Origin of the sequence: Flavobacterium sp. XGLA_31, assembly GCF_051547105.1 — a bacterium.
In the GTDB taxonomy this organism is placed as follows: domain Bacteria; phylum Bacteroidota; class Bacteroidia; order Flavobacteriales; family Flavobacteriaceae; genus Flavobacterium.
Genome location: NZ_JBPTTM010000001.1, coordinates 289,175 through 310,976 on the forward strand (window position 1 = coordinate 289,175; position 21,802 = coordinate 310,976).

17 protein-coding genes are annotated in these 21,802 nt (G+C 42.8%); 6 read left to right on the forward strand and 11 right to left on the reverse strand.

The genetic code is table 11. The features are described from left to right. The first annotated feature begins 184 nt into the window (after positions 1 to 184). Positions 185 to 655: a regulatory protein RecX gene (locus ACSVH6_RS01200; protein ID WP_438074741.1), complete on the forward strand. Its 471-nt coding sequence runs from the start codon at positions 185 to 187 to the stop codon at positions 653 to 655. Between the two features lie 272 nt (positions 656 to 927). Here the strand turns inward: ACSVH6_RS01200 and ACSVH6_RS01205 are convergent, their stop codons facing one another. The 11 genes from ACSVH6_RS01205 to ACSVH6_RS01255 all read right to left on the reverse strand — a co-directional run bounded on the left by ACSVH6_RS01205 (position 928) and on the right by ACSVH6_RS01255 (position 16,761). Beyond that, the gene (locus tag ACSVH6_RS01205; RefSeq protein WP_438074743.1) at positions 928 to 2,103 is read right to left on the reverse strand and encodes a beta-ketoacyl synthase N-terminal-like domain-containing protein; all 1,176 of its coding nucleotides are present in this window, start codon (positions 2,101 to 2,103) and stop codon (positions 928 to 930) included. 71 nt (positions 2,104 to 2,174) lie between these two features. Then, on the reverse strand, positions 2,175 to 3,446 hold the full coding sequence (gene bioA, locus ACSVH6_RS01210; RefSeq protein ID WP_438074745.1) for an adenosylmethionine--8-amino-7-oxononanoate transaminase: 1,272 nt from the start codon (positions 3,444 to 3,446) through the stop codon (positions 2,175 to 2,177). Between the two features lie 111 nt (positions 3,447 to 3,557). Further along, positions 3,558 to 4,175 (reverse strand): dethiobiotin synthase, encoded by a 618-nt coding sequence (bioD, locus tag ACSVH6_RS01215; protein WP_438074747.1) that lies wholly within the window; start codon positions 4,173 to 4,175, stop codon positions 3,558 to 3,560. A gap of 6 nt (positions 4,176 to 4,181) precedes the next feature. After that, positions 4,182 to 5,327: an aminotransferase class I/II-fold pyridoxal phosphate-dependent enzyme gene (locus ACSVH6_RS01220; RefSeq protein ID WP_438074749.1), complete on the reverse strand. Its 1,146-nt coding sequence runs from the start codon at positions 5,325 to 5,327 to the stop codon at positions 4,182 to 4,184. A 175-nt stretch (positions 5,328 to 5,502) separates the two neighbouring features. Then, positions 5,503 to 5,784: a F0F1 ATP synthase subunit epsilon gene (locus tag ACSVH6_RS01225; protein WP_438074751.1), complete on the reverse strand. Its 282-nt coding sequence runs from the start codon at positions 5,782 to 5,784 to the stop codon at positions 5,503 to 5,505. Positions 5,785 to 5,858: 74 nt separating this feature from the next. Next, the gene (gene atpD / locus ACSVH6_RS01230) at positions 5,859 to 7,370 is read right to left on the reverse strand and encodes a F0F1 ATP synthase subunit beta (protein WP_438074752.1); all 1,512 of its coding nucleotides are present in this window, start codon (positions 7,368 to 7,370) and stop codon (positions 5,859 to 5,861) included. Positions 7,371 to 7,587: 217 nt separating this feature from the next. After that, on the reverse strand, positions 7,588 to 9,048 hold the full coding sequence (locus ACSVH6_RS01235) for a G-D-S-L family lipolytic protein (RefSeq protein ID WP_438074753.1): 1,461 nt from the start codon (positions 9,046 to 9,048) through the stop codon (positions 7,588 to 7,590). Positions 9,049 to 9,065: 17 nt separating this feature from the next. Then, positions 9,066 to 11,924, reverse strand: a complete 2,859-nt coding sequence (locus ACSVH6_RS01240) for a TonB-dependent receptor (RefSeq protein WP_438074755.1) — start codon at positions 11,922 to 11,924, stop codon at positions 9,066 to 9,068. A gap of 276 nt (positions 11,925 to 12,200) precedes the next feature. Beyond that, entirely contained in the window at positions 12,201 to 14,054 is a 1,854-nt protein-coding gene (gene glmS / locus ACSVH6_RS01245; RefSeq protein WP_438074757.1) for a glutamine--fructose-6-phosphate transaminase (isomerizing), read from the reverse strand. 11 nt (positions 14,055 to 14,065) lie between these two features. Further along, positions 14,066 to 15,940: a DUF4270 domain-containing protein gene (locus ACSVH6_RS01250; protein ID WP_438074759.1), complete on the reverse strand. Its 1,875-nt coding sequence runs from the start codon at positions 15,938 to 15,940 to the stop codon at positions 14,066 to 14,068. 14 nt (positions 15,941 to 15,954) lie between these two features. Then, on the reverse strand, positions 15,955 to 16,761 hold the full coding sequence (locus tag ACSVH6_RS01255; protein WP_438074761.1) for a glycogen/starch synthase: 807 nt from the start codon (positions 16,759 to 16,761) through the stop codon (positions 15,955 to 15,957). 106 nt (positions 16,762 to 16,867) lie between these two features. Between ACSVH6_RS01255 and panC the strand changes: the two genes are divergently transcribed. Genes panC through radA form a run of 5 tightly spaced genes read left to right on the forward strand, consistent with a single transcriptional unit; the run spans position 16,868 to position 21,744 of the window. Further along, the gene (panC, locus tag ACSVH6_RS01260) at positions 16,868 to 17,716 is read left to right on the forward strand and encodes a pantoate--beta-alanine ligase (RefSeq protein WP_438075753.1); all 849 of its coding nucleotides are present in this window, start codon (positions 16,868 to 16,870) and stop codon (positions 17,714 to 17,716) included. A 14-nt stretch (positions 17,717 to 17,730) separates the two neighbouring features. Next, entirely contained in the window at positions 17,731 to 18,081 is a 351-nt protein-coding gene (gene panD / locus ACSVH6_RS01265; RefSeq protein ID WP_438074763.1) for an aspartate 1-decarboxylase, read from the forward strand. A gap of 2 nt (positions 18,082 to 18,083) precedes the next feature. Next, on the forward strand, positions 18,084 to 19,046 hold the full coding sequence (locus ACSVH6_RS01270; protein ID WP_438074765.1) for a lysylphosphatidylglycerol synthase transmembrane domain-containing protein: 963 nt from the start codon (positions 18,084 to 18,086) through the stop codon (positions 19,044 to 19,046). 56 nt (positions 19,047 to 19,102) lie between these two features. Then, positions 19,103 to 20,380 (forward strand): alpha/beta hydrolase-fold protein, encoded by a 1,278-nt coding sequence (locus ACSVH6_RS01275; RefSeq protein WP_438074767.1) that lies wholly within the window; start codon positions 19,103 to 19,105, stop codon positions 20,378 to 20,380. A 2-nt stretch (positions 20,381 to 20,382) separates the two neighbouring features. After that, complete coding sequence (gene radA, locus ACSVH6_RS01280) at positions 20,383 to 21,744, forward strand: DNA repair protein RadA (RefSeq protein ID WP_438074769.1); 1,362 nt, start codon at positions 20,383 to 20,385, stop codon at positions 21,742 to 21,744. The last annotated feature ends 58 nt before the right edge of the window (positions 21,745 to 21,802 follow it).

Below are 21,802 nucleotides of genomic sequence, written 5' to 3' on the forward strand. Positions count from 1 at the left end.
AAATCAGCTTGTTTATTAACATTTACGACCAACACCCTAAAAAATCGGTATATTACTACCGTTTTTCCTGTTTTTCGGATGCTATACGGCTTATTTTCATAGGGTTAATTCTTATTTTTTTCACGGAACAGTCGATAGTAATTTGTGTATCTTTGTCCAAAACCCCGAAAAAACCCTGTCTCCTATGCCCGAAAAACTCAGCCTGAACGACGCGCTCAAAAAGCTGGAGCGCTATTGCGCCTACCAGGAACGCTGCCATCAGGAGGTGACTGTAAAACTACAACAGTTAGGCGTCACAAAACCCGACCGCGACACCATCATTGTTTCCCTTATTGAAAACAATTACCTGAACGAAGAGCGTTTTGCCCGCAGTTTTGCCCGGGGCAAACACCGCATCAAGGGTTGGGGTCAACTCCGTATTGTGAACGAACTCAAAGCCCGTCAGATTTCGGCGCCCAACATCAAGTGCGCGCTGAGCGAGGTTTCTGAAGCGGAATATGAGGAGACCTTTCAACAACTGGCACAACGGCATTGGGACAGCCTGCTGGAAAAGCACCCGCTGAAGAAACGCCAAAAGTTTTGCGACTACCTGCTGCGCAAGGGCTGGGAAAGTGACCGGGTGTATGCCAAAGCCAAAGCCTTATCCGGCGCCTGACTTTTCAGGAACAACAATAAAACTCTTCAAGACAAGTTTCCCAATTGACCGCGGTCACTTACTCATTTTACCGCGGTAACTTTATTGATTGACCGCGGTAAAATGAAAACCGCATCAGGACGAGTGCAACAAATGCTCGGGACGGCTCGGAAAAAACAACCAAAGAAAACCCAAAAATCTTCTGAACGGTAATCCTCAATAGACAGCACCCCGGGCAGGGTAATCGCTCAGGAGACGGTCTGCGGCATTAGAACAAAGGAAAATCGAGACGGTTAGTTGCGGCTAAGCAAGATGCTCACGGCGTTGCCGCCAAACCCTACGGCATTAATCAGTACCCTGTTGATGGTTTGGCGAACGGGTTGACTTTCGGCAAAGGGCACCCCGATAAAGGTGTTGTGCTCCATCATGAGCAGCGCCAATTCCATATTCAACATACCCGACGCCCCAAAGGTGTGGCCTATCTTCCATTTGTTGGTGGTAAGCATCGGCAGGGTATGGCCAAAGACTTTCTGAATGGCTTTGTATTCCGAGGTATCGCCTTTGAGCGTGCCCGGTGCGTGCATCACGATGGCATCTACCGTTTCCGGCGGGGTATCGTTCAGGGCCATTTGCATCGATTTTTGGAAACACTTTGCCTCTTCCGATATGGAAATGTTGTGCTCCAAATCGTCGGTAGCAAAACCAATTCCGGTGATGTAGCCGAGCGCGTGCTCCTTTTCGCCCAGTTCCAAACAGGCCATAGCGGCGCCTTCACCTAAGACCATGGCATTTTTGGTTTTGGTCAAATCAAATGCCCGGCAAGGATATGGGTTCGATTCCGACTGAGGATCCTGAGGGGTAGCATAGATTTTCAAAGCCTGCATTTGGGCTAAGGTAAAAGGGGTCAACGGGGCTTCGCTCCCGCCCACCAAAAACTTGGTCGCCATTCCTGATTGCAGCCAGGCCGCCGCATTCAAAACGGCATGCAAAGCGGTAGAACAGGTGATGGAGTGCGATATTTCGGGGCCCTGACTCTTCAAGTCGTGCGCCACCCAAGACGAGATGTTGCCCAGCGTCGTGGTGGGTGAGGTCAATGTGGCGGTCTTTCCGGTTTCCAGAAATTCCTGATGGTGCTTTTCAAACAACTGCGTGGCTCCGCGTGAGGAACCGATATTGACCCCAAAGTCATCGCCTGCCTGCCAGCCGGCCTTTTGGATGGCTTGGCGCGAGGTGAGGATGGCCATTAAAACCGTTTCATCCAGGGACTTGTACTTGATGTCTTCGCGGCGCAAGGCTTCCAACTCCCTTCTGAGGACCGCCGGAATGCAGGCGACCCATTGGTTTTTGCCTTGAAATGTTTTGGTGGTAATCCGGGTTTCAGGCGACTGATAGCGCGCCCAAATCTCTTGGGGCGTATTTCCTAACGGAGACAATGACGCTAGTGAAGTAATGGCAATTTTGGATTTCACTGTGGTGTTTTATGAGGACACAAAGGTCGTAAAACTCTTGGTTAGTTGGTGCTTCTTTGGGGTCTTTTTGGCTAAATCATGTCAACGGCCTGCTCTACGATGCGGTATACCTTTTCCAACTGTTCGTCGGTAATCACATAAGGCGGCAGGATGTAGACAATATTCCCCACCGGCCGCAGGATGACCCCGTTTTCAATAAAGAAATTATAGAGTTTGTTGCGCATGGTTCCGTAATAGCTTTCTTCGCCCTCGGTTTTGATTTCCAAGGCAAAGATGACACCGAGTACCCGGGTGGTTTTGACTTTGGGATGTTGGCTGATGCGGTTTTGAAAAGCCAAATGCTGGGCATTGACACGGGCTATGTTGTCTTGCATTTCGGGCGTTTCAAACAAACGGATGCTGGCCAAAGCTGCGGCACAACCCGTAGGATTGGCCGTAAAAGTATGGCCATGAAACAAGGCCTTGTTGGTATCATCGCTGTAGAATCCGTCAAACACTTCCTGTGTAAACGTGGTGATGGCCATCGGGATGGTGCCTCCGGTCAGCGCTTTAGACAGGCACATCATGTCGGGTTTGTTGACCAAATAATCGGTGGCAAAGGTTTTGCCGGTTTTACCGAATCCGGTCATTACTTCATCGGCGATGGTAAACACTTGGTGCTGTTGGCACAGGGCTATCATTTGGTCCAGGACTTCGGGCTGGTACATGACCATGCCGGCCGCTCCCAACACCAGCGGTTCAAAAATAAACGCGGCGTATTCGCCCGTGGTAACCAAACGCTGTAAGGCGTCTAACGCCCGGGCTTCGTTACCGGCCGTCGGCACAGGAACCCGAACCACTTCGAGCAGGGAACCGCGAAACGCTTCGGTATAAAAGGTAATGCCGCTGGCCGCCATAGCGCCAAAGGTATCGCCGTGAAAGGCGTCTTCAAAGGCAATGACTTTGGTTCGCTTTTCACCTTTGTTGTAATAGTATTGCAAGGCTCCTTTTAAAGCCACTTCCACCGCAGTAGAGCCGTTATCGGAATAAAAGATTTTGTGCTGATTGGAAGGCAGTATGCTGATGAGTTTTTCGGATAGCGCTACCGCTTTGTCATGCGTAAAGCCGCCAAAGAGCACATGCTCTAAGGTGGTCAGCTGTTGGTAAATCGCGTCGGCAATCACTTTGTTGGCATGGCCAAACGGATTGACCCACCACGAAGCGATGGCATCGATATAGATCTTGTCGTGCTCATCCCAAAGCAGGGCGCCTTCGCCTTTGACAATGGCCGGCAATAACCCGATGGTTTTGTGCTGGGTATAGGGATGCCAGTTGTACAGTTGGTCTTTTTCGGATAGTGTCATGTTTTTAGAGAATAGACGGATAGATGATAGACGGATAGATGATAGACGAATAGATACTAGATGAGTCATAAAACACCGGTCTGTTGTCTCTTCGTCTTTTATCTCTCATCTTTACAGATTTAACAGGTTGTCTCTGAATTTATCGGCATAATAACGGGTTACCGTGGCATCAAAATAGGGTTCGTTATCTATTCTGCCGATGCATTTTGCTCCCGTTTTGCTCAGGATAATGGCTTCGGTGGCCTTGTTCTCATCCCCTGAAAAGAGGATTCCGGCGACGGGTATGTTTCTGCTTTTCAACGCTTCCATCGTTAGCAACGTATGATTGATGCTGCCCAAATAATGCCGGGACACCACGATGACTTTGTAGTCAGGACGAATCAAATCGATGACACAATCGGTATCGTTGAGTGGCACCAAAACCCCTCCGGCTCCTTCAATCACGAGATGATTTTGGGTCACGGGCTCTTGGATGGCTTGTACATCGATAGTGATTCCGTCTATGGCCGCTGCCCAATGCGGACTGGCAGGAGTATGCAAAGCATAGGCATTCGGATGGAAAACGGTCTTACTGTTGCTAATTTGTTTTTTGACCTTATGGCTGTCGGAGTGGTCTAAATCACCTGCCTGTATCGGCTTCCAATAATCGGCTTCCAGGGCTTCGGTTACAATGGCAGCAGCCACGGTTTTACCTACGTCGGTGCCGATTCCGGTAATGAATAGTTTCATGGATTTTTATTTGAATACAAAAGTACTCAACAATTCCAAAACTTGCGTGATTTCGGTTTCGGAATTGTAGCTGTGCAGGCAAAAACGCAGGCGTTCCTGCCCTTTGGGTACCGTAGGGGACAGTATGGGTTTGACATCGAATCTGCTTTGCTGCAATTGGGCGGCGATACTTTTTACGGTTTCATTCCCCGGTATAATAGCGCCCTGAATGGCTGATTTGCTGTAAACAAACATCGGTTTGAGTCCGAGTCGCTGCTTTTCCTGATTGAAAAAAGCGATGTTGCTCTTGAGCTGCTGTCGGGCTGCCTGTTCCTGTTCCAAATATTGGTAAGCCACTACAATAGTCGCTACGCTGTGCGGCGATAAACCGGTGGTATAAATAAAACTGCGGGCGAAATTCACCAGATAGCTTTTGAGACTGTCGCTCCCCAAAACGGCTGCTCCGTGGCAACCCAGCCCTTTGCCAAAGGTCATGATGCGGGCAAAAACCTGCTGGTGCAACCCTAAGCTTTGTGCCAGTCCTTCGCCTTGTTCGCCAAAGACTCCCAAAGCATGGGCTTCGTCAAGAACCAGGTAGGCGTTGTACTTTTCTGTCAGTGGAACCAATTCTCCTAAGTTAGGGCAATCGCCGTCCATGGAGAAAACACTCTCTGTGACCACATAGACTTCAGCGGATTCAGACCGGTAGCGTTGCAACAAACGTTCCAAATCAACCGTATCGTTATGTTCAAACTTATAGGCTTTGGCTTGGCTCATCCGGATGCCGTCACGGATGGAGGCATGACAGAGTTCGTCATACAGAATCACATCGCTCCGTTGGGGCACCGCACTGAAAAAGCCGACATTGGCATCGTACCCGGAATTGAAAATGAGTGCGGCTTCGGCTTGGTGAAACTGGGCTATATCCCTTTCCGCTGTGGCATACAACGGGTGATTCCCTGAAATCAAGCGCGAGCCGGTAGCGCCGTTGCTCAGGAGGTTGTAATCCGTCAGGTAGTGGTGCGCGGCTTTGAAAAGGCGCTCGTTACGGGCAAAGCCGAGGTAATCGTTGGAGGTAAAATCCACCAACAGCTTTCCCACAGGCAATTGGCGCAAGGCGTTCTCAGCTTGGCGTTGGTCCAGTTTGGCCTGAAGGGATTTTGGGAATTTCATCAGTACAAATATAAGAAAAGCAGAATGATTTTTGAGCCTAGCTGGGAGGGACATCCCTGAGCTTGTCGAAGGACAAAACAAAAGAGGGCTTCGTCGGGTTCGCTATGAAGTCAACTAAAAAGCCCAATCTCATTTTAGAACGAGATTGGGCTTTTTTCATTTATTGCAAATCGGGTTAGTCAGCCAACACGATTACTTTGTTGTCCTTCATTTCGATAGTTCCAGAATTGATTTCCAAAAGGTAGTTTTGGTCATTTACTTTGGTAAATTTACCAGCAACCTCTTTATCAAACTTAAAACCGGCGGCTTCAATTTTGACAACGCCATGTTTTAAGATAGAAACTATAGGCGCGTGGTTGTTCAAGATTTGGAACGAACCATTAACACCCGGCAAGGAAACCGAAGTTACTTCGCCTTTGAATAAGGTAGCTTCCGGTGATACTATTTCTAAAATCATAATTATTTAGTGTTCAGTGCTCAGTGCTCAGTGCCCAGACTGAATACTGAACACTGATAACTGATGACTATTTTTTATGCTTCCGCTAACATTTTTTGACCGGCTTCGATTACATCTTCGATAGTTCCTTTCAAGTTGAAAGCCGCTTCCGGAAGGTGGTCTAATTCCCCGTCAATAATCATGTTGAATCCTTTGATGGTATCTTTGATATCAACCAATACTCCAGGGATACCGGTAAACTGCTCCGCTACGTGGAATGGTTGAGACAAGAAACGTTGTACACGACGTGCACGTGATACCGCTAATTTATCTTCTTCAGACAACTCCTCCATACCTAGGATGGCGATGATATCTTGTAATTGTTTGTATTTTTGAAGAATCTCTTTTACTCTTTGTGCACAATCATAGTGCTCGTTTCCTAAGATCAACGGAGTAAGGATACGAGAAGTAGAATCCAATGGATCTACCGCAGGATAGATACCTAACTCAGCAATTTTACGAGACAATACGGTAGTAGCATCCAAGTGGGCAAAAGTAGTTGCCGGTGCCGGATCCGTTAAGTCATCCGCAGGTACGTATACCGCTTGTACTGAAGTAATAGATCCTTTTTTAGTAGAAGTAATACGCTCCTGCATCGCCCCCATCTCGGTAGCTAATGTTGGTTGGTATCCTACCGCTGATGGCATACGTCCTAATAACGCCGATACCTCAGAACCTGCTTGTGTAAAACGGAAGATGTTATCCACGAAGAAAAGAACGTCTTTTCCTTGGTCAGAACCAGCTCCGTCACGGAAGTACTCTGCGATAGATAATCCTGAAAGGGCTACACGAGCACGAGCTCCGGGTGGCTCATTCATTTGTCCGAATACGAAAGTCGCTTTTGATTCTCTCATACCCGGTTTGTCAACTTTAGACAAGTCCCATCCTCCATTTTCCATAGAGTGCATGAATTCTTCTCCGTATTTGATAATGCCTGACTCTAACATCTCACGAAGCAAGTCATTTCCTTCACGGGTTCTTTCTCCTACTCCTGCGAATACAGATAGACCTCCGTGCCCTTTGGCGATATTGTTAATCAACTCCTGAATCAATACCGTTTTACCTACTCCGGCACCACCGAACAATCCAATTTTACCTCCTTTTGCGTAAGGCTCAATCAAGTCGATTACTTTAATTCCGGTAAATAAAACTTCTGTTGAAGTTGATAAATCTTCGAATTTTGGCGCTTGTTTGTGGATTGGCATCCCGTTAGCTCCTTCTTTTGGTAAATCTCCTAAACCGTCGATAGCGTCTCCTACCACATTGAACAAACGTCCGTAAACATCTGCCCCGATTGGCATTTGGATTGGAGCTCCTGTAGCGTGTACATCAGTTCCTCTGCTCAAACCGTCGGTTGAGTCCATGGAGATAGTACGTACTGTGTTTTCTCCAATGTGAGATTGAACTTCAAGTACTAACTTTGAACCATTTTTATTAATGATTTCTAATGAGTCATAAATTTTAGGTAACTCAACATCTTTAGTATCAAATACTACGTCTACTACCGGACCGATGATTTGGGAAACTTTTCCTATTGCTTTTGACATGGTTTATGTATTTATTAAATAGCTGTTTAGGTTTGAAAAAAACACCTCTTTTTTCAGAGCGCAAAGGTAAATTTTCTATTTTAAAAATCAATACTTAAACTAAGTTTTTTTGTTTATTTTTTTGCATGATTGGCAACCGAAATGAATTTAATCCTGTTGTAAAACAAAAAAACCGCCGGTTTTGACCGGCGGTTTTGCATATAATCTATTTTTCGGATTAGAAATTATTCGGATCCTGCGGATATAAGATTCTGTATTTCCCCAGATTTACTCCTTTAAAATTAGAGCCGTATTTTTCGTTGATGGCTTCCAAAAACTTGTTGGCAATTAAGGCATAGCCTTTCGGGCTTGGGTGTATCCCGTCAAGCGAGAACGTATTTCCGGTAACATAGGTAGCGGTCATGGTGTAGCCATTACCTACAATTCCTCCATTTTTAAGTTGGTCCATCACTGCTTTGGCATCCACAAAAGCCAAATCATTCGTTTCAGATGCTTCAAAAATGGCAGCATTGTACGCATCGGTAGCATCGCGAACTTCGGTGATTTCTTCTTTTGACAGTACCCATTTATCCGCTAAAGGCACCGAAACCCCATTGACCTGATACGGATTGCCTCCTACTAAAGTCCCTATAAAAGCTCTCGCCGGCAATACCACTAAATCCTCAGCCGTAGCCTGACGGTAAGACGGTATTCCATAAGGGGTTAGATCTGTCAAATAACTATCAACTATTACAACTGCATTATCCGCTCCGGGATGAAAGGCAATTGTTCTTCTAGCTGCTTCATCAGCTGAAATGAATCCATTGGATAAGGCTAACTGAAGGGCTCCGTTGTACAATCCATATCCATTGGTTGTGTTCATCAAAAGACTTATCGTAGCGGCATCAAGCGGAACCGGGTTGTAAGGTACTGTAGTAAAATAAGGTAAGGTACTTACGTAAGGTAAGTTGGCCACTACCCCTTTTCTGCCTCCGGCGGAAAGTTGTGCTGCCATGTCACTGTACACTGCCTGAAAGGTTGCAGGTGGTGTAATCGGATTGGTTCCGTCTCCTCCTGAAGTAGCATATCCTAAAACATCATTTCCACCTATCCACAAAGAAAAGAATGTTGGGTCCTGCGCTAAAGCATCTTCCAAAACGGTAGCTGTAGCGGAAGAGGCAAACCTTCCGAAGTACGGATTGGCCGCAGCATATCCTGAATAGCCCAAATGAATAGCTTTGGCTCCCGGAATTCCCATATTATTAAACGGTCCGGTCAGATGTGCCGTGATATCCGTACCGGATATCCCTGTAACAGGAACCGGTGTACTGTTTGCTGCGTTAAAATACAATCGGGTACCGAATCCGGGAACCTGAACTCCCCCCATCGAAAACCCTCCTATGTTGTCGTCCGACATCCAAGGTGTGGTAAAGTCACCGCCTCCCACTAATGCAAACTGAGTTGCCATGATATTCGGATAGGCATTTTGCTGCCCCGCTTTGAATAAGGCTCCGTCACTATACCCTGCCGCGAAAGAATCTCCCAACGCCACATATTTAGAGAAATCGGCCGTACCTGCTGTTAGCGGCGACCCGTCATTTGAATTCGGATCGGCCACCGCATCATCGCTACTGTTACATGCTACAAAGGTTAACGAAACCAATAATAGCCATTTGAAATTTTTTATCATAACTTTCATATTGTATTGTTATCGTTTTACGGGTTAATGGTTAATGAAGCAAAATACTGCTGACCGATTAATCCGGCTCCAAGCACTTGTTGGTACTCTTTTCCGCCGATATTGGCCGCTCCTATTTTAAGAACAGATTTCAATTTCGGAATACCATAATTGATTTGGGCATCAATAACCGTAGCGGCATCAATCATCCCATCAACAAAAGTAGATTGCCACAAGTATTCACTGTTCCATCTTCCGCTTACATTGAATCCAAAGTTTTTGAACAGGTTGTCATTTCCTACGGATAGTTTTACGCGGTGTTTCGGAGTATTGAACCCGGCTTCAAAACTTGGATCTTTCGCTTGGTCAAAATCAAACTGCGCATAATTATAATTGGCGGTTACTTCAAAGTTTTTAGGCAATTTTTTAACTACGCCCACCCCGAAACCTAAGGAATGGATTTCAATATCTGTATTAGTATACAATTGGTAATTTCTGGTGTTCCCGTTAAGGATAGCGTGTACGGATTGTGAAGCCAAGTCAGACATTCCCGGTTCCGGCATAAAGGCAGGTGAATCGGTTGCTGTTCCATAATAAGGCGCTACCACTGTTAAGTTTCCTAAGAAGTTATTATAGATATTGTAGTACGCATTAATATCAAAAGAGAATCCTTTGAATTGACCGCGGTATCCTAAATCAAATGCTTTAACCGTTTCAGGTTTAACGTAGTTAGCATTTGTCTTTTTCAACAATCCGGCAGCTGTAAAAGGATCTGAAGCAGCTAAGGCTGCAAACGCCTGAACTGATTCTGCTGTATAAGAATTGTTATAGGCATTGACTCCCGTCATGATTGCCGTAGCGCCATTCGCATAATCCTGCCCGTGGTTCGCCGCATCATTACTTACAGGCAATGTTTCTGTATAACGGGTCAAGTTATCAGGAGCCGAACCGATTAACACGGCGTTTCCAACATTAAACCCAATGTATTGATCCTGTGTCGTTGGGTTTCTAAAACCGGTTTGGAATGAACCTCTGAAGGTATGATTTTTTTGTTCTCCGGCTGAATACACTGCTGAGATTCGAGGAGAATAACTACCGTCAAAATTTTGTGATTTATCATAACGGATGGATCCTGTCAACTTCAATCGGTCTTCCATTAACTTCTTTTGAAGTTGCGTATACATTCCGTACTCATCGTATTTAATTGTACTTCCACCATCGGTGTAAATTCTACCGTGTGAGTTCAATTGGTACTCTCTGTAAGAACCTCCAACCTGAATTTCGGCTATCTTAATTACATCTTTGAAGTTGTAATTCACATCTGAATGGTAAATTTTGGAGTTGTCCACCAACTTAGAGCCGGTTAACACATCCGGATCAGCAATAACGGTGTTAAATGCCGATTTGAAAGCATCTGTCCCCGGTATTAATCTTCCGGTATCCGCTGTAGCTCTGGCTATATTGTGTGCCTGCTCAGGGGTAGCTCCTCCCAAGGTTGACTGAATAAAAGCTCCTGCATACTGACCAAACCAGGTTTTGTCATCTTTCCAAGCTCTGTTGATATTGATTCCGGTGAATAACATATCATAGGATCTTCCACCATCTTCATTGGTGGTATACCCTCTAAGGAAGAAATTTTTGCCTTTGAATTCAATTTTATGCTGCTGCATAAAAAATCCGTTCAAATAGTATCTGTTTGCTCCCTGATACACGGTATTTCCGAAACCGAATTTGGATTGCCAGATAATTTCCAGATTTTCATTAGCAAAAGGTCTTATGTGCAGGGAAAAATCAATTTTAGCATTTTTTACCCGATTGTCTGTTAAGTCCACTTCATTATAACCGGTTCTGCTCACATTAGTGCTCGGAAGTAAATTCACCGCCGAAGCCGGAATCAATCCTAAAGCCGCTAAGGATTGACCAACCCCTTTCAGGTTTGTCGACACCTCATCTCCATAAACATTTATACCATTATAGTTGTAATAACTTCTGTCTAATCCCACATTATTGGTCAGGTCTTTATCACGATAATCAGTAGCATACCAATCGGTTCCTTTCATAAAAGTAAAGTTGGCTTTGGCTGCAAAATGGTCGTCAAATTTATGCGATACTCTCACCCCATAATCAACGTAATCGTGAACCCCTGCCGCTTTTTGACTGGTCTGTCCATATTTCACATAAGCCGAAATTCCTTCGCTATTGAATGGATTCTTACTGTTCATAAATAAAATTCCATTGAAAGCATTGGCTCCGTACAAAGCTGATGATGCTCCCGGAAGCAATTCGACATTGGCCAAATCCAATTCGGAAACACCTATAAGATTCCCCAACACAAAATTTAACAAAGGAGAGGAGTTGTCCATCCCATCCACCAATTGCATAAAACGTGTATTTGCTACGGTAGCAAATCCTCTGGTATTGATGGATTTGAATGACATACTGCTGGTATTCATCTGCACCTCTTTCAAATTTTCCAATCCGTCATAAAACGTTGGCGAAGCAGTTCTTTTCAGCTCTTTCACACCAAATCTTTCAATAGTAACCGGCGATTCTTTAATGCGCTCAGGCGTTCTGGAAGCCGAAACCACAATCTCTTCTAATTTGGTTTCTTCTTCCCCCAACACTACAGTCACCTTTTGATTGGGAGTTGTAATGTTTACTTTTTGAGCGGCATAACCCACGCTTGAAACTTCGATTTCAAAAGGAGGTTTAGCTGTAGTAGACAAACTGAAATTTCCGTCGCTATCCGTAACCGTTCCGGCACCCTGCCCTACTATTTTGACATTAGCTCCGGAAACCGGCTGATTTTTGCTGTCTTTTACCGAACCTGAGATTGAAGTTTGCGCAAAACTTATGCTGCAAAAAAACAATGAAAGGATAAATAAATAAATTTTCATTTGGTTTTAAATTTTGTTGGTTTATGGAACCAATGTACAAATATTTCCTTTAGATTATCAAAAAAACAGTCATATTTTTAACAATAATACAACCAAAACGTTTTTTCTTGCTAATGCTTCAATACTCTTTCTTTAAGTTATTATTAACAATTCGATACTATCGCTAAAAAAAATACTATGCATACATATAAAAATTGAATTCTATTGCATTAATCACAAAAGTTACAGCATAAAAAAAGCGGAATAAAATTCCGCTTTGCTTATTGTATATAACCTTTATTCTACAGTTACTGATTTGGCTAAATTTCTAGGCTGATCCACATTACACTCCCGCATAACCGCGATGTGATAAGACAGCAATTGCAGTGGAATAGTCGTGATTAACGGTGATAAGGCATCGGAGGTTTCAGGGATTTCAATCACGTGATCCGCCAATTCTTTTACCTGAATATCCCCCTTAGTTACAACAGCGATAATTTTCCCGCTTCTGGATTTAATTTCCTGAATATTGCTAACCACTTTATCATAGTGCCCTTGCTTAGGCGCGATGACCACCACCGGCATTTGCTCATCAATCAAGGCTATCGGGCCATGTTTCATTTCAGCTGCCGGATAACCCTCGGCATGGATATATGATATTTCTTTTAGTTTCAAAGCTCCTTCTAAGGCTACCGGGAAATTATAACCTCTTCCCAGATAAAGACAATTGGATGCGTCTTTGAACTTGGCTGCTATTTCTTTGGCCTTCTCATTGGACTCTAATGCTTCGCGTACCTTTTCCGGAATTACTTCCAACTCCTGTAGGTATCTGTGGAAGTCGGAATTGGAAAGGGTTCCTTTCGCTTTAGCCAAACGCAAGGCAATCATGGTCAACACCGTAATTTGTGTAGTGAATGCTTTGGTCGAAGCCACCCCAATTTCAGGACCGGCATGAGTATATGCTCCGGCATGTGTTTCTCTGGAGATGGAAGAACCTACCACATTACAAACTCCGAATACAAAAGCACCTTTTTCTTTAGCCAGTTTAATGGCCGCCAAAGTATCGGCAGTTTCACCAGATTGTGAGATGGCAATGACTACGTCATCTTTATTGATAATCGGATTTCTATAACGGAATTCAGAAGCATATTCTACTTCAACCGGAATACGGGTAAATTCTTCGATTATGTATTCGGCCACCAAACCGGCATGCCATGAGGTTCCGCAAGCCACTATCAAAATGCGTTGGGCATGGAGGAATTTTTCCAAATTGTCTTCTACCCCGGCCATCTGAATAATTCCCTGATTGGCCAGCAATCTTCCGCGGTACGTATCTTTAATCACGTTCGGTTGCTCGTAGATTTCTTTGAGCATGAAATGATCGTAGCCACCTTTTTCAATTTGCTCCAAATTCATCTGAAGCTCCTGAATGTAAGGATCTACCAACGTGTCGTCTTTGATTTTTCTGATTTTCAATGGCTTGTGCAAACGTATAATGGCCATTTCTTCATCTTCCAAATAAATCGCATTGGAAGTGTATTCAATAAACGGGGAAGCATCAGAAGCAACAAAATACTCATCTTGTCCAACTCCAATCGCCAAGGGGCTTCCCAAACGGGCCACCACAATTTCATCAGGATTTTCTTTGTCAAAAACACAAATGGCGTAAGCTCCAACCACCTGATTTAAGGCTACCTGAACCGCTTTACCCAGCTTTAAATTTTCTTTCTTTTTAACTTCTTCAATCAAATTGACCAATACTTCTGTATCGGTATCCGAAGCAAAAGTATAGCCTCTGTTGAGTAACTCTTTTTTCAACGGTTCATAATTTTCTATGATTCCGTTGTGAATGATTACCAGATTCCCGGAATTGGAAAGGTGGGGATGCGAATTAATATCGTTAGGCACTCCATGCGTAGCCCAGCGAGTATGCCCCATTCCTATAGTTGCATTTGAAGCAACAATTTCTTTTGATTTTGCTTCAAGATCAGAAACCTTACCTTTAGTCTTAGCTATTTTAAGCGTTTTATCATTGCTGTCATACAACATGATTCCGGCACTGTCATATCCTCTATATTCTAATCTTTTTAATCCCTTTATTATAATCGGATAAGCTTCTCTGTATCCAATGTATCCAACAATTCCACACATAATTCTGTATATTAATTAGATTCCGGTTTTGTATAATAAATTTGAAGTTTTAATCGCTTTTCGTAATCCGGATCCCCAAACGGAATATTAGCCCCGTATAAAATGGTTCCCAACGGATTCATGACCGATGAATACGGCGCGCTGATTACCGCATCGGAGCCCGGATTTTGTCTTTTGGAAAAAGAGGTCACGTTAGCGATATTTTCAGTCACAATCAACCCAAGGTTCACGTTAGTAGAATCGTATACAATTAAATTTCTGATATGACTGGTCAATCTGATTCGGTATTTGTATGCCCGTTCTATACTATTATCGCCACCATTCACCACTGTTCCGTCCTGATTCATATAAATCCCACCAAAGACGTATTTATTGTATTTTGGATAGAAACCGTTTGTGGTGAAATCCAACGTGTAATCCGCCAAAACCTTTTTATTTTTTATATCATACAAATAGACGCGGTTGGCATCTTTGGAATTCAGCATTTTGGATTGATCTACAAAGAAGGTAAGATTGGCTTCGTTGATTAGCCATCGGTTTTTGGTAGAGTGGTATTCCGGTGAACCAGCCGGCAGTCCCTGAACCAAAGGATATCGCAAATCATCCAATTCATCAGAAACGCCATTAGTCGTATTTACTTTTATATACATCAGGTTTCCAAAGCTGTCTTTTATCTGATTTCCTACACCATCTGTAGCGATGACGTATTTGTAATTATCTTCCGAATCAAAAAGTTTTATAACAGCCATAGAACCAACTCCTCCTTTAACATAGAGTCTTGAGGCTTGTGCTCCGGTATTGCTCATGGCGGCATTATAATCCGCATTTCTTACCGTATTCAACAGACTTACTGAATTCCCTGTTAAATTCAAAACAAAGGTTTTGTTTACTCTTGGATAAGTATAAGTCGCCGGACTAGAACCTGCTACCAATGTTTTTTTATCTTCCGAATAATACATGGTCACTTTTCCGGCGGCAAAATTAATCATGGCCATATTTCCGGGGTTTCCGTTTTCAGTTTTGAAATACAATCCTCTAAAGTAGTCTTTGAATACTTCATTACTGGTTAATTTTCCGCTGGGAGCATTCAGAATTAAATCATTGAAAACCGCTTTATTCAAATGCAAACGCAAAGAAGGAACTGAGCGTGTATACACCGGTGTTACACCATCATCATCGAGCACACTGGTTTTGTGTTCTCTTTCATCAAAATAAAAATTTTCATTTTCATGACCATCTGCGTTTAACGGATTGGTTGTCGGCAGGTCATTCAACGCTATCCCAATTTTGTTTGCATCAATTAAGCCATCCTGACTGGTATAAAATAATTGTTGTACACCAAACGACTGATCGGGATCATAATCTCTCAAATAGTAGCCTGAACGATACACACTTAATTTGAACTTAGCCGCCGGATTAGGAACGGTTTGGGTATTTACCTTTTCTCCGTAAATGGAATCTAATACATAAGGTGTTACACCATCTGTTATTGTAGCTCCTTCCGGAACATGTTTAAAATAAGGAATTTCCACAATTACGCTATCAACAGACGGTAATACCTGATAATTCGTAGGGTCGGTATTGTTGAATGTAGTCGTCAAATTCGCATCTGCGATAGCTACCTGCGTCACAAAATTAGCATGTGTATTTCCAAAAGCCCCATCATTATAGAAACCCAAGGCATTTATCGGTAAATTATTAGACGATGTGTTTCCTAAATCCTGATTGTAGGCAGACAGTTTGGCATCTGAGTATTCCGAAAATCCATAGTGATCATCCCCCACAATGTTTGTTCCCAACTCATCAAAATCCTTATCACAGGCAACAAAAAGAGAGGAAAGTATTCCAATTACTAAAACTGGGCGTAAAATGGTTTTTTTGTACATAAAATTTAATGGTATTAAGCAAGCATACTTTTGTAAAAACCGGTGTAAGCTTCGGCAAATTTATCTTTCGAGGCGAAAGGTAAAAAAGGTTTTCCTGAAGATTCTATAATTTTTGTTAAACTTGGAGACAGGTTTTCCGAAGCGATGATTACCCCGTCAGAATGTTTTACTGAAGCTGCAATGAGGTTCTCGTAATTAGGCACCTCCAGTTCTTTGACCGCTTCATGAGGGATGCTGTCAAATTTTATTTTGTTAATCATTTCCATGTCTAAATTCCCCTCAAACGATTGACTATAAATGGAAGAAACGATTTTTGTTTCCGAAAACAACGCTTCGTCTTTGTAGTAATGTTTCATATAAATCGGCAACAAACCGGCCATCCAGCCGTGTACGTGTATGATATCAGGAACCCAATTTAGTTTCTTAACGGTTTCCACAACCCCTTTCGCAAAGAAAATAGCACGCTCGTCATTATCAGGATACAAAACACCATCTTCATCACTGAACGTGGCCTTGCGTTTAAAATATTCATCGTTGTCAATAAAGTAAACTTGTATTCTTTCTTTTGGAATGGATGCCACTTTGATAATCAGGGGCATGTCTAAATCATTTACTACTAAATTCATTCCCGACAATCGGATCACTTCGTGCAATTGATGTCTTCTTTCGTTGATATTCCCATATCGCGGCATAAATATTCTTATTTGTCCTCCCTGATCATTAATCATTTTTGGCACATCATACGACATTAAAGAAACCTCATTTTCAGCCAGATAAGGCACAACCTCAGATGATACATACAATATCCTCTTATCTTCCATAACTTATTTTACTTTATTTATTGGCAATAAAAAACAGGCAAAAGTACAAAAATTTATGCAGTTATTTATGAAAATAGTAAGTTTGCAACTCATTTACCGAAAGCCAATGCGCATTTTTAACACTCAAAATGAATTAGTTTCACATCTGACTTCTGTTTCGAACGCAACTACGGCTATTGGTTTTGTGCCTACCATGGGTGCGCTACACGACGGACATCTTTCCCTGATACAGGAAGCTCTGCTTCAGAACGAATTGGTTGTGGTCAGTATTTTTGTCAATCCTACCCAATTTAACAATGCGGAAGATTTGGCCAAATATCCCAGAACTTTGGAAAAGGACATTGCCAAAATCAAAACCGTTTCCGATTCAATTATTGTATATGCGCCCAGCGTAGAAGACATTTACAAAGGCAAAACGGTTTCACAGCACTTCGATTTTGACGGACTCGAAAATCAGATGGAGGGCCGTTTTCGTCCCGGCCACTTTGACGGGGTGGGTACTATTGTAAAGCGTCTGTTTGAAATTGTAAAACCGACTCATGCCTATTTTGGAGAAAAAGATTTTCAACAGCTGCTCATTGTCAAAAAAATGGTCGCCAAAAACAAGATTCCTGTCAACGTAATCGGCTGCCCGATTTTCAGAGAAGCTAATGGTCTGGCTATGAGTTCCCGCAACGAAAGACTGAGCGAAAAAGAAAGAAATGAAGCCGCCATTATTTACAAAACCTTAAAAGAAGCCAAACACCTTTTCGCAACAAAATCGGCTCAGGAGGTTGCCGAATTTGTGACCCGCACTTTTGCCGATCAAAAAGAATTTGAACTCGAATATTTTCAGATTGCTGACGAAACTACTTTACAACCTTGTATCCGAAAAAATAAAGCCAAAAAATACCGTGCCTTTATTGCTGTTTTTGTCAACAATATTCGATTGATAGACACCATTTCACTAAATTAATTTACCTTTGCCCCATGCAAATTGAAGTAGTAAAATCCAAAATTCACCGTGTAAAAGTTACCGGTGCCGATTTGAATTATATCGGCAGCATTACCATTGATGAAACACTGATGGAAGCCTCCAATATTATCGAAGGCGAAAAAGTATCTATTGTGAACATCAATAACGGGGAGCGCTTTGACACCTATGCCATCAAAGGTCCGAAAAATTCCGGTGAAATCACCCTCAACGGACCGGCCGCCCGAAAAGTGCATAAAGGAGACATCATCATTATCATGTCGTATGCTTTGATGGATTTTGAAGAAGCCAAAACCTTCAAACCTTGGCTTGTTTTTCCCAACGAGACTAACAATTCACTTCAATAATCTTGAAAATCCAATTAGGCAAATGGCTCTCTATAGTGCTCCCGATTTTATTGGGCGTTTTTTTGACTGTTTATACCTATAATAAATTTTCGGCTGAAGAAATTGAAATCATCAAAAGCAAATTCAAAAACGCCAATTATTACTATGTTTTTTTAGCTGTTGGAGTTGGTTTCATTGGCAATGCCTTAAGAGCCTACCGCTGGAAATACATGCTCGATCACTTGGGCTACCATTCTACTTTTCAGAACAATTTTATGGCAGTAAACATTGGGTATCTGCTGAATCTGTCCGTACCCAAATCAGGTGAAATATCCAGAGCGGTAATTGTCAAAAAATACAACGGTATTCCCTTCGATAAGGGGTTTGGCACTATCGTAGCCGAAAGAATCATAGACTTGTTTTTTCTGTTATTTTTCATGTGTTTGGCTGTGGTATTGCAGTTTAACATTGTCAAAGCATTTATACTGGACAAAATCCCATTCAAACTGTTGCTTTTAACCACGGTTACCGGCATAGTTTGTCTGGTTGTCATGATAGCGATTTACAAGCGTTCCAAACTTAAAATGGTTCTTGCCTTCAAAGAAAAAATTACCGGCTTGAAAGAAGGGGTTATGAGTATTTTTCACATGGAAGAAAAATGGACCTACCTTTTCCAAACCGTTTTAATTTGGATTTCTTACCTAGTTACTTATTACTTTGCAACCAAAGTAATTCCGGAAACTTCGGTTTTAGGTGTGGGCGCTATCATCACTTCTTTTGTAGTGGGAAGTATTGCCATTGCATTCACCAACAGCGGCTTTGGCTCTTATCCGTTTCTCACCTCAAAAGTACTGTTATTTTATACCATTGCCGAAACGGCCGGAAATGCCTTTGGCTGGATTATATGGACTTCGCAAATGCTTTTGGTCTTAATCCTGGGGTTACTGTCCTTTTTATTCCTGCCGATTCTGAACAGAAATAAATAATTTTGTTATCTTGCTTGTCGATTTAACAAAAGGCTGTTTAACCTTAAACCCTATCCATGAAAAAGCTGTTTTTATTCTTTATAGCACTTTGCTGTCATACCGGTTTTTCTCAAAAGACCATATTAGACACCATATCTTCCCAAAAACTCAACGAAGACCGTGAAATAAAAATAGGGTTGCCGCCGTCCTATCAAAAAAACCTCAAACAGAGTTATCCGGTATTGGTTTTATTGGATGGTGATTTTCTTTTTGATCCGTTTCAGGGCGCGCTGAGCTACGGCTATTATTGGGATGATTTGCCTGAAGTTATTATCGTGGCCATCAGCCAAAACAAAAACAACGAACGTGAGGCCGACTGTGCGACGGAACCGACTACCGGTTTGCCGGATGAAAAAGGAGAAAAATTCTTTGAGTTTATCGGAATGGAGCTACTACCTTATGTTCAGAAAAATTTCCGCTGTGCTCCGTTCAGAATGATTGCCGGTTTAGATACCACTGCCGGATTTATGAATTGTTATCTCTACAAAGACGACCCGATATTCAACGCTTACATTTCAATGAGTCCTGAGCTGCCCGCCGGAATGGAAGAACAAATTCCGGAAAGACTGGCTGCTATTCAAAAGCATATTTTCTATTACCAGTCCTCGAGCGACGGCGATGTTAAAAAAATGCGCACCCGTATTCAGGCTATGGATGAAGCCATCAAAAAAATCAAAGTTCCGACACTGAATTATCTTTACGATGACTTCAAAGGGGCTTCCCATTATTCCTTGGTGCTACACTCTATTCCAAGTGCTTTGTATCAAATATTTTCGGTTTACCAACCCATTTCCACCACAGAATTTCAGGAAAAAATTGCTCCTCTGCCATCGGGTTATGTAGACTACTTGGTAAAAAAATATGACATACTGGAAAAAGCACTGGGTCTCAAAGTTCAAATTCGTCTGAACGATTTCAAAGCTATAGAAGCAGCTATTTTGAAAAATAAAGCCTATGCCGAATTTGACCAATTGGCCCAATTGGCCAATAAAAACTACCCAAAAACCATGTTGGCCAATTACGAATTAGGCCAGATGTATGAAAAAACAGGCGATGTTGCCAAAGCCGTAAAATCCTATCAAAACGCTTTTCAACAACTGGAAATAGGCGATTTGACGAAAGACATGATGCTGGAAAGAGCGGATGAATTGAAAAAAAATCTACCTAAAAAAGGCAAAAAAGGTAAGGAAGAACCGGTAGTGGAAGAAACTCCGCCTGCTGATGCTGCTCCGACAGAAACCCCAACAACAGATACTCCTCCGGCTGAAACACCGACAGAAGAGAAAAAACCATAAGAATGTCCAAACTTAAAACTACTTTTTTTTGTCAGAATTGCGGAGCCCAATACGCCCGATGGCAGGGGCAATGCAACTCGTGCAAAGAATGGAATACCATTGCGGAAGAAATTATTCAAAAAGAAGAAAAAACCAGTTGGAAACCTTCCGCTACTGAAGCTAAAAGAGTTTCAAAGCCACTGAAAATAAAAGAAATTGACTCGACGCAGGAAGTGCGAATGGATACTACTGACGGCGAACTGAACCGGGTATTGGGCGGAGGTATCGTACCGGGTTCCTTGATACTTTTGGGAGGTGAACCGGGTATCGGAAAGAGCACCCTGTTGTTGCAGATTTCTTTAAAATTGCCTTATAAAACCTTATACGTTTCGGGAGAGGAAAGTCAGAAGCAAATTAAAATGCGGGCAGAACGCATTAACCCCAACAGTGAGAATTGTTTGATTCTGACCGAAACCAAAACCCAAAACATCTTCCGCCACATTGTAGAGGTGGAACCCGATATTGTCATTATCGATTCGATTCAAACCCTGCATACCGATTTTATTGAATCCACCGCCGGGAGCATCTCTCAAATAAGAGAGACTACTGCTGAGCTGATTAAGTTCGCCAAGGAAACCAACATTCCGGTCATCCTGATTGGCCACATTACCAAAGACGGCAATATTGCCGGTCCTAAGATATTGGAACACATGGTCGATACCGTATTGCAGTTTGAAGGCGACCGAAATCACGTGTACCGTATCCTGCGCTCACTCAAAAACCGTTTCGGTTCTACTGCCGAATTAGGCATTTACGAAATGCAGGGTTCGGGTTTACGCGAAGTATCCAATCCTTCCGAAATCCTGATTTCGCACCGCGAGGAAGAACTTTCGGGAACTGCCATTGCTTCCACACTCGAAGGCATGCGTCCGCTGATGATTGAAATTCAGGCCCTGGTTTCTACTGCCGTATATGGCACACCGCAACGCTCTACCACCGGATACAATGCCAAAAGACTGAATATGATTTTGGCTGTTTTGGAAAAACGCGCCGGTTTCCGCTTGGGAACCAAAGACGTTTTCCTGAACGTAACGGGAGGGATTTCAGTAGACGACCCGGCCATCGATTTGGCTGTCGTAGCTGCGATTCTTTCTTCCAATGAAGATATCGCGGTAGGCAAAGACGTGTGCTTTGCCGGAGAAGTCGGTTTATCAGGAGAAATCCGTCCGGTGAACCGTGTAGAACAGCGCATACAGGAAGCGGAAAAGCTAGGCTTTGCTACTATTTTTGTATCTAAGTACAACAAAATTGCCATCAAAAATCCACTGATTAAAATCGTTTTGGTTTCCAAAATTGAAGAAGTCGTGGAACAATTGTTTGGGTAAATTACAGCGTTTGATATACTAAAAACACCAAAAAGTCGTTATCCGTTTAGCTAAAATT

Bases quoted from the DNA above. Each gene is read 5' to 3' on its own strand.
- ACSVH6_RS01200 (WP_438074741.1), top strand. From the start codon at position 185: ATGCCCGAAAAACTCAGCCTGAACGACGCGCTCAAAAAGCTGGAGCGC.
- bioA (WP_438074745.1), bottom strand. From the start codon at position 3,446: ATGACACTATCCGAAAAAGACCAACTGTACAACTGGCATCCCTATACC.
- bioD (WP_438074747.1), bottom strand. From the start codon at position 4,175: ATGAAACTATTCATTACCGGAATCGGCACCGACGTAGGTAAAACCGTG.
- ACSVH6_RS01220 (WP_438074749.1), bottom strand. From the start codon at position 5,327: ATGAAATTCCCAAAATCCCTTCAGGCCAAACTGGACCAACGCCAAGCT.
- ACSVH6_RS01225 (WP_438074751.1), bottom strand. From the start codon at position 5,784: ATGATTTTAGAAATAGTATCACCGGAAGCTACCTTATTCAAAGGCGAA.
- atpD (WP_438074752.1), bottom strand. From the start codon at position 7,370: ATGTCAAAAGCAATAGGAAAAGTTTCCCAAATCATCGGTCCGGTAGTA.
- ACSVH6_RS01235 (WP_438074753.1), bottom strand. From the start codon at position 9,048: ATGAAAGTTATGATAAAAAATTTCAAATGGCTATTATTGGTTTCGTTA.
- ACSVH6_RS01240 (WP_438074755.1), bottom strand. From the start codon at position 11,924: ATGAAAATTTATTTATTTATCCTTTCATTGTTTTTTTGCAGCATAAGT.
- glmS (WP_438074757.1), bottom strand. From the start codon at position 14,054: ATGTGTGGAATTGTTGGATACATTGGATACAGAGAAGCTTATCCGATT.
- ACSVH6_RS01250 (WP_438074759.1), bottom strand. From the start codon at position 15,940: ATGTACAAAAAAACCATTTTACGCCCAGTTTTAGTAATTGGAATACTT.
- ACSVH6_RS01255 (WP_438074761.1), bottom strand. From the start codon at position 16,761: ATGGAAGATAAGAGGATATTGTATGTATCATCTGAGGTTGTGCCTTAT.
- panC (WP_438075753.1), top strand. From the start codon at position 16,868: ATGCGCATTTTTAACACTCAAAATGAATTAGTTTCACATCTGACTTCT.
- panD (WP_438074763.1), top strand. From the start codon at position 17,731: ATGCAAATTGAAGTAGTAAAATCCAAAATTCACCGTGTAAAAGTTACC.
- ACSVH6_RS01275 (WP_438074767.1), top strand. From the start codon at position 19,103: ATGAAAAAGCTGTTTTTATTCTTTATAGCACTTTGCTGTCATACCGGT.
- radA (WP_438074769.1), top strand. From the start codon at position 20,383: ATGTCCAAACTTAAAACTACTTTTTTTTGTCAGAATTGCGGAGCCCAA.